9 protein-coding genes are annotated in these 6418 nt (G+C 39.2%); 8 read left to right on the top strand and 1 reads right to left on the bottom strand.

All coding sequences use genetic code 11. The annotated features are described in order from the left end of the window. Positions 1-67 precede the first annotated feature (67 nt). The gene (locus EAE90_RS22565) at positions 68-640 is read left to right on the top strand and encodes a recombinase family protein (protein ID WP_214055374.1); all 573 of its coding nucleotides are present in this window, start codon (positions 68-70) and stop codon (positions 638-640) included. Between the two features lie 292 nt (positions 641-932). On the opposite strand, the gene EAE90_RS22560 is transcribed toward EAE90_RS22565, so the two are convergent. Then, complete coding sequence (locus EAE90_RS22560; protein ID WP_214055373.1) at positions 933-1547, bottom strand: phage repressor protein CI; 615 nt, start codon at positions 1545-1547, stop codon at positions 933-935. A gap of 396 nt (positions 1548-1943) precedes the next feature. On the opposite strand from EAE90_RS22560, the gene EAE90_RS22555 reads away from it, so the two are divergent. The 7 genes from EAE90_RS22555 to EAE90_RS22525 form a co-directional block, all read left to right on the top strand. After that, positions 1944-2108: a hypothetical protein gene (locus EAE90_RS22555; protein ID WP_167337845.1), complete on the top strand. Its 165-nt coding sequence runs from the start codon at positions 1944-1946 to the stop codon at positions 2106-2108. A 282-nt stretch (positions 2109-2390) separates the two neighbouring features. Continuing rightward, positions 2391-2594: a tail protein X gene (locus tag EAE90_RS22550; RefSeq protein ID WP_214055372.1), complete on the top strand. Its 204-nt coding sequence runs from the start codon at positions 2391-2393 to the stop codon at positions 2592-2594. Positions 2595-2965: 371 nt separating this feature from the next. Beyond that, positions 2966-3808, top strand: coding sequence for a phage baseplate assembly protein V (locus EAE90_RS22545; protein ID WP_214055371.1), 843 nt, complete (start codon positions 2966-2968; stop codon positions 3806-3808). Continuing rightward, positions 3808-4149 (top strand): GPW/gp25 family protein, encoded by a 342-nt coding sequence (locus EAE90_RS22540; RefSeq protein WP_214055370.1) that lies wholly within the window; start codon positions 3808-3810, stop codon positions 4147-4149. The genes EAE90_RS22545 and EAE90_RS22540 overlap by 1 nt, the downstream gene beginning before the upstream one ends. 4 nt (positions 4150-4153) lie before the next feature. Next, positions 4154-5152 (top strand): baseplate assembly protein, encoded by a 999-nt coding sequence (locus tag EAE90_RS22535; protein ID WP_214055369.1) that lies wholly within the window; start codon positions 4154-4156, stop codon positions 5150-5152. Then, on the top strand, positions 5145-5759 hold the full coding sequence (locus EAE90_RS22530) for a phage tail protein I (protein WP_214055368.1): 615 nt from the start codon (positions 5145-5147) through the stop codon (positions 5757-5759). Before EAE90_RS22535 ends, EAE90_RS22530 begins: the two co-directional genes overlap by 8 nt. After that, on the top strand, positions 5756-6418 hold a 663-nt coding region (locus EAE90_RS22525; protein ID WP_214055367.1), incomplete at its 3' end, for a phage tail protein. The genes EAE90_RS22530 and EAE90_RS22525, both read left to right, overlap by 4 nt.

The raw sequence follows: 6418 nt of genomic DNA, 5'->3' as shown, positions 1-6418 counted from the left end.
AAAAATTCGCCAATCCGTGATAATTTCTACAATAATAGTCTCACATTGGTATTAGGCAGGGTTACATATGGCGAAGATTGGCTATATTCGGGTGTCAACAAATGACCAAAACAGTGATTTACAGCGAAACGCATTGGTAAGTATAAATTGTGAGCAAATTTTTGAGGATAAAATTAGCGGAAAAACATCCAACAGACCAGGTTTAAAACGAGCTTTAAAACAACTTAAAAAAGGTGACACTCTAGTTGTTTGGAAACTAGATAGATTGGGGCGTAGCGTAAAAAATATGGTAACTTTAATTTCTGATTTAAGTGAACGCGGTATTCATTTTCAAAGCTTAACTGATAGCATTGATACCAGTACTTCTATGGGGCGATTTTTCTTTCATGTTATGAGTGCTCTGGCTGAAATGGAACGGGAATTAATCGTTGAAAGAACAAATGCAGGATTAATAGCGGCTCGTGCCCAAGGGAGAATTGGTGGCAGACCAGTATCACTTTCATTTGTTGAACAACAACAAGCAGCAAGGTTGCTAGCGAAAGGCCACACACGAAAACAGTTATCATTAATTTACAACACATCGTTATCTACAATATATAAGTATTTTCCAGTAAATAAAATAAATTGTCGATCAAATTAGTATTTGTGGTGCGGCTAGTTAAACATTTAATTTTGTATTCGTAATACCCAAGGCTGATTGGTTATTAATTTATGCAAAATATATCACGTTTCTTTATCTATGCAAAAAGCTTTCGCCGCACTAAACATACTATTAAAGTAACAACAGAATAAGTTAACAATTAATTATTGCTAGCAAAAGAATTTATTGTGTATGAAATCCACTGCATCTGGAGGTTTTTGGCTAACAAATTACCATTAGTATAGAATTTACACATCTAAGTAAATTAATTTACTTACAATTGAAAAGCGTATCAGTACCTGGTGATCTCCAGGTAAACGCGACCAATAAAGTTAATTTCATTAATTGCACAGTCGAAAGTCACATCGTTACCACAAACTCGGATCTTACTAACTGGGATTTTTGTGATTTTTTTAATGCTATGCATGCCTTCAATATCAATTAACCATAAACCATCTTGAACATCAGGTTCTTCTGTATTCAGCAAATACCAGGTGTTATTGTTATCTACAATAAGAGGTTTTTTTATTTCTTTAGTAATAAGTTGGTTATCTAAAATTACTGGAGCGTCATCGTTCAGATTTCCACCAACCAATTTAACGCGCTGTATTGTCGGAGTAATAATGTTTTTTAAAGATTCCCTTTTCTTTTCTACATCAGGGAACATTTCTCCTTGTCCTGTGCTTAACCATAACAATGAAGCATTGGTTTCAAGGTTGCATTGAATAACCCAGTCTGCTGGAAAGCTGTCCCTTAAATAACGGTTTGCCATTGTGCTTTTAGACACACCTAAATGGTCACTCAATGCTTGACGTGATTTAAACCCATATGCATTAACAAGACGTTCGATAGCTTGTTTTCCTCCACTATCTGCACCCATTTTTATCTCAGTTATGTTTTTTTTCATTGAAAGTACAGCTTAGTGAGTTTGCCGTCTCCACAAAGCTCTCTGACTAAGAGCTATAGTGAGCCCAAATAAATTCATTAGATCCGATAAGGGATATTGCATCATAGGCATCTAAATTTCAATCTATATACTTTGTGAAACTATGTCATCTAAATAAAGAGAAAAAATCTCCCAAGCGATAAAATAAGAAAAACTTATTAATTACAACGGATTGTGATCAGAAAGAAACCTTTTTAACCATTAATTATTTCAATAAAAACAATAATTAATATATTAACACTATCAAATATAGTTCCCAAAAAGGATAAAAAACCACTTTAAATTTTTCTAATCAACGTGTACTGTTCTTATATACAGTTATGTTATGCGGAGGTAAGTTTGTCAGTGGACTTTCTTATGGAATCAGTAATAGCGCAACGTATTAATTTTATAGCCAGAATGGCAACGAGCTGTGAATGTAATCATGCTGAGGATAAAGAACTTGCTTTGGTTTGGATTGCTGAATTGTCGACACCACTTGCAAAACAACTTATTAACTACCACGAAACGCTTGAAGAATAAATGCGGTAGATAAAAGTGGAAATTCTGTATGATAAATAATCTAAAGTTTCTAAGTTGATAATGATTACATTGGGAAATGAGCTGAAAAATAGATTTTCCCTATTAATTCAGTAAATTTTGGAAGATATGATTAACTATTAAATTAGCCACTGAAAAGTGGCTTCTTGCTTCTCATTTGTACTGTTTCCTTAACAATATTGTTTCATTGTTTTTCTCCCACGATTCAGCGCACCATAACACTTTAACTTAACAATATTGACTAAATTAGAGAGGGTATACCTAATGAAAATAATTGCACAGCAGCATGATACTGTTGATGCTTTATGCTGGCGTCATTATGGTCGGACTCAAGGCATGACAGAACAGGTACTATTAGTTAACCCAGGTTTGGCCGAATATGGCGTGATTCTGCCACATGGTACAGAAGTTGAGATGCCAGAAATTATGACAGCTACAACGAAACCTATTTTGCAACTATGGGATTAAAGATATCCATACTGAATTGATGGTTTTTAAACAGAATGATCACTCTATATCAGGAAATTAAAGTTATCTATTCTGGTTAGATAAATAAAAAGTTGAACTGGAACATTATACTTAATATATAATCAAGCAGCGAAAATCTTAATTTTTTAACTATTAGAGTCAAGCTTTAACAAAAGAATTACCTAGTAACATAGATTACATAAGGGCCTTTCTCGATTACGGGAAGGGCTTTTTAATTTATGTTATTATATTTTCCCATTTCAAGAAACTTGTTTTGTCTTTCTTACAATTCCTCTTTGATGTTGGCAACGGTCTTTGCTGGCATTCTTTCATACATAAATCCACAACCACCAAATGGCATTTTTCCAAACATGGATACACAACTAACAGAACTTCTGCGCTTATTGCGCAACCTAATCAGAACTGGTGTTGTTACCGAGGTAGATACCAACCGGGGAGTGTGCCGGATTGCAACAGGCAATCTCGAAACTGACTGGCGGCCTTGGTTGACAATGCGAGCAGGTAATTCCCGAACTTGGTGGGCTCCCAGCCGTGGTGAGCAAGTTTTGCTGTTATCTGTTGGCGGTGAATTGACCACCTCCTTTGTATTGCCAGCTATTTACTCTAATCAATTTCCAGAACCATCGACTCTTTTTACAGAAGCTGACCATGTTGATTTTCCTGATGGTGGATTATCAGCCCAATCTGCGGCACCACCGGGTCGTTCTGAACAAGCTGTTCATATTGTTTTCCCTGATGAGGCAGTAATGGAGTATGAGCCGAAATTTGGTGCCTTAAAGGTAACAGGTATTAAGACTGCTGAGGTAAAGGCTTCACATTCCATAAGTCTTGAAGCGACAGATATAAAATTAAAGGCATACAACGAAATAAAACTGGAGTCATACAACAAAATAGGATTGGAGTCATACAACGAGATTGGGCTGGATGCAAAAAACAAAATTGGTTTGGAAGCACTCAACAAGATTGGGCTGGATGCAAAAAAAGAGCTCGAACTGAAATCACATGAAGTCAAGTGTGAAGCAGAAGAAAAAATCGAATTGAAGGCATCAGAACTGACGTTGAAAGGAAACACTAAGCTGGAAGGTAATGTTGAAAATACAGGCGGAAAACTCAGTTCTAACGGTGTAACTCTACATTCGCATCAACACACCGGCGTCATGGCAGGCGGTGCGACAACAGGAGGTCCAGTATAATGATGTACCTTGGAATGAATCGACAAACTGGTCGTAGCCTGACGGATCTGGATCATGTACGCCAGTCTGTCAGCGACATCTTACTAACCCCCGTTGGTAGTCGTTTGGAACGGCGCACTTATGGTTCTCTGTTACCCGAATTAATTGACTGGCCACAGAATGCGGCTCTACGCCTGCAAATGATGGCAGCCACCTATACAGCGATTAGCCGCTGGGAACCACGAATTAATCTGACAGCTATCACCATAAATACCCAACAAGACGGCAAAATGACAGTAGATATATCTGGTCATTATCAGCTGTCCCCTGGGGGGGTTTCTCTATCTATCCCTGTGAGGTAAAACAATGCCGACCATTGATCTAAGCCAGTTGCCGCCACCTGATGTAGTTGAGCCACTGGATTATGAAAGCCTGTTGGCTGAACGTAAAGCCAAATTAATATCTCTTTATCCTGAAGAGCAACGGGATGCTATTACTCGAACATTGGAATTGGAATCCGAACCTCTGGTTAAGTTACTTGAGGAAAACGCTTACCGGGAATTGATATTGCGCCAGCGGGTTAATGAAGCCGCTCGTGCAGTAATGTTGGCCTATGCAACCAATAGCGATTTAGACCAGTTAGGAGCGAACTATAACGTTACTCGGGCAGTTATGGAGCCTGATAGTACCTTCCGTGATCGTATCCAAAGAGCTTTCGAAGGGCTCAGTGTTGCCGGGCCGATAGGTGCGTATGAATATCATGCCCTTAAAGTTAATGAAAGTATTCATGCTAATAGAAATGAGTACAAAGGTGAATATCAAACTGTTGCAGATGTTTCCGTTGTCAGTCCGTCACCAGCCAATGTGACTGTGACTATTTTGTCGCGGAAATGGAAATGGGAAAAAGATAAAGAAGACGAAGAAGATAAAGAGCATAAAGGTGTAGCTTCACAAGAGTTACTGGATAAAGTGATTGCGGCACTTAATGACGAAAACGTCAGACCAGTTGCTGATCGGGTAAAAGTGCAGTCAGCCAACATTGTGGAATATCAAATTGATGCTGTGCTTTATCTCTATCCAACACCTGAATCTGAACCTATCCGTAAATTGGCTCAACAAAATATGGATAAGTACGTGTTAGATCAACATAAATTGGGGAGAGATATTCGGTTATCTGCCATTTATGCTGCCCTGCATGTTGCAGGAGTACAGCAGGTAGAACTGAGAGCTCCAACTAAGGACATAACACTGTGTAAAGATCAAGCTCCTTATTGTACTGGTGCAAAACTGGAAATAGGGAAAACCCAAACAGCTGATTGTTCCAAGCCAAATTCAGATTTGATCGTAGGAGGTTCGGATGAATGACCGCCTGTTACCAACAGGTTCTACGGTTTTGGAGTTGGCTGCTGCTAAGGCGTGTTCGCAATTGCAGAATATTCCAGTACCGCTTCGTCAACTCTGGAATCCTGATACTTGCCCTGAGGAATTATTACCTTATCTAGCGTGGGCATGGTCGGTTGATCGTTGGGACGAAAACTGGTCGGTAAGCACTAAGCGGGACGTGATAAAAAACTCGCTGTTTTTGCACAAACATAAAGGAACCATTGGTGCCGTCCGTCGCGTGGTAGAACCGCTTGGTTATCTCATTCAAATAAAGGAATGGTGGCTAAACAACGAAACACCGGGCACATTCCGGTTGGCGATAGGAGTACAGGAAAACGGGATCACCGAAGAAACTTTTTTAGAGCTGGAACGGCTAATTTCTGATGCCAAGCCTGTAAGTCGTCATTTGATAGGTTTGTCAATCAACTTGGATGTTAAGGGCGAATTTTATTGCGCTGCGACGAGTTATAGTGGAGATGACCTCACTGTTTACCAGTATCTCCCTGACGTCATCACAACTAGCGACAATGCTCCTTTGGGCGCTGCAATTCATTTGATCGAGACAGATACATTGAGGGTTTCACCATGAAATACTTTGCAATTTTAACTAACCTAGGTGCGGCGAAACTGGCGAACGCTGCTGCTTTGGGGACAAAAGTCGATATTACTCACATGGCTGTTGGTGACGGTGGCGGTAAATTACCAGATCCTGACGTCAATCAGACAAAATTGGTTAATGAAAAGCGCCGTGCTGCAATTAATACATTAAGTGTCGACCCGATAAACACCAACCAAATTATTGCCGAACAAATTATCCCTGAAAGTGAGGGTGGTTGGTGGATGCGTGAAATTGGTTTGTTTGATAGTGAAGGTAACTTAATTGCAGTAGCAAATTGCCCGGAAACCTATAAACCACAATTACAGGAAGGTTCAGGCAGAACACAAACTATCAGAATGATCTTGATTGTTAGCAATACGGATTCGGTAACGCTAAAAATCGATCCCTCTGTCGTTTTGGCGACTCGTGATTATGTAGATAGTTCTATCCAGAAACATGAAAAAAGCCGTAACCACCCAGATGCTACGTTGACAGAGAAAGGTTTTACAAAACTTAATAGTGCCATTAATAGTAATGATGAAACTACAGCAGCAACACCCAAAGCGGTAAAAGCAGCTTATGATAATGCTAATAGTAAATTGGCAAAAAACCAAAATGGTGCAGATATCCCAGACAAAAATGCTTTTGTG

This window comes from Photorhabdus caribbeanensis, from assembly GCF_018448885.1.
In the GTDB taxonomy this organism is placed as follows: Bacteria; Pseudomonadota; Gammaproteobacteria; order Enterobacterales; family Enterobacteriaceae; genus Photorhabdus; species Photorhabdus caribbeanensis.
This window is presented reverse-complemented; position numbering and strand designations above follow the sequence as displayed.

What these genes read in the sequence shown, in the direction of transcription:
- EAE90_RS22565 (WP_214055374.1), top strand. Translation starts at nt 68, where the DNA reads ATGGCGAAGATTGGCTATATTCGGGTGTCAACAAATGACCAAAACAGT.
- EAE90_RS22535 (WP_214055369.1), top strand. Translation starts at nt 4,154, where the DNA reads ATGCCGACCATTGATCTAAGCCAGTTGCCGCCACCTGATGTAGTTGAG.
- EAE90_RS22530 (WP_214055368.1), top strand. Translation starts at nt 5,145, where the DNA reads ATGAATGACCGCCTGTTACCAACAGGTTCTACGGTTTTGGAGTTGGCT.
- EAE90_RS22555 (WP_167337845.1), top strand. Translation starts at nt 1,944, where the DNA reads ATGGAATCAGTAATAGCGCAACGTATTAATTTTATAGCCAGAATGGCA.
- EAE90_RS22540 (WP_214055370.1), top strand. Translation starts at nt 3,808, where the DNA reads ATGATGTACCTTGGAATGAATCGACAAACTGGTCGTAGCCTGACGGAT.
- EAE90_RS22560 (WP_214055373.1), bottom strand. Translation starts at nt 1,547, where the DNA reads ATGAAAAAAAACATAACTGAGATAAAAATGGGTGCAGATAGTGGAGGA.
- EAE90_RS22545 (WP_214055371.1), top strand. Translation starts at nt 2,966, where the DNA reads ATGGATACACAACTAACAGAACTTCTGCGCTTATTGCGCAACCTAATC.
- EAE90_RS22550 (WP_214055372.1), top strand. Translation starts at nt 2,391, where the DNA reads ATGAAAATAATTGCACAGCAGCATGATACTGTTGATGCTTTATGCTGG.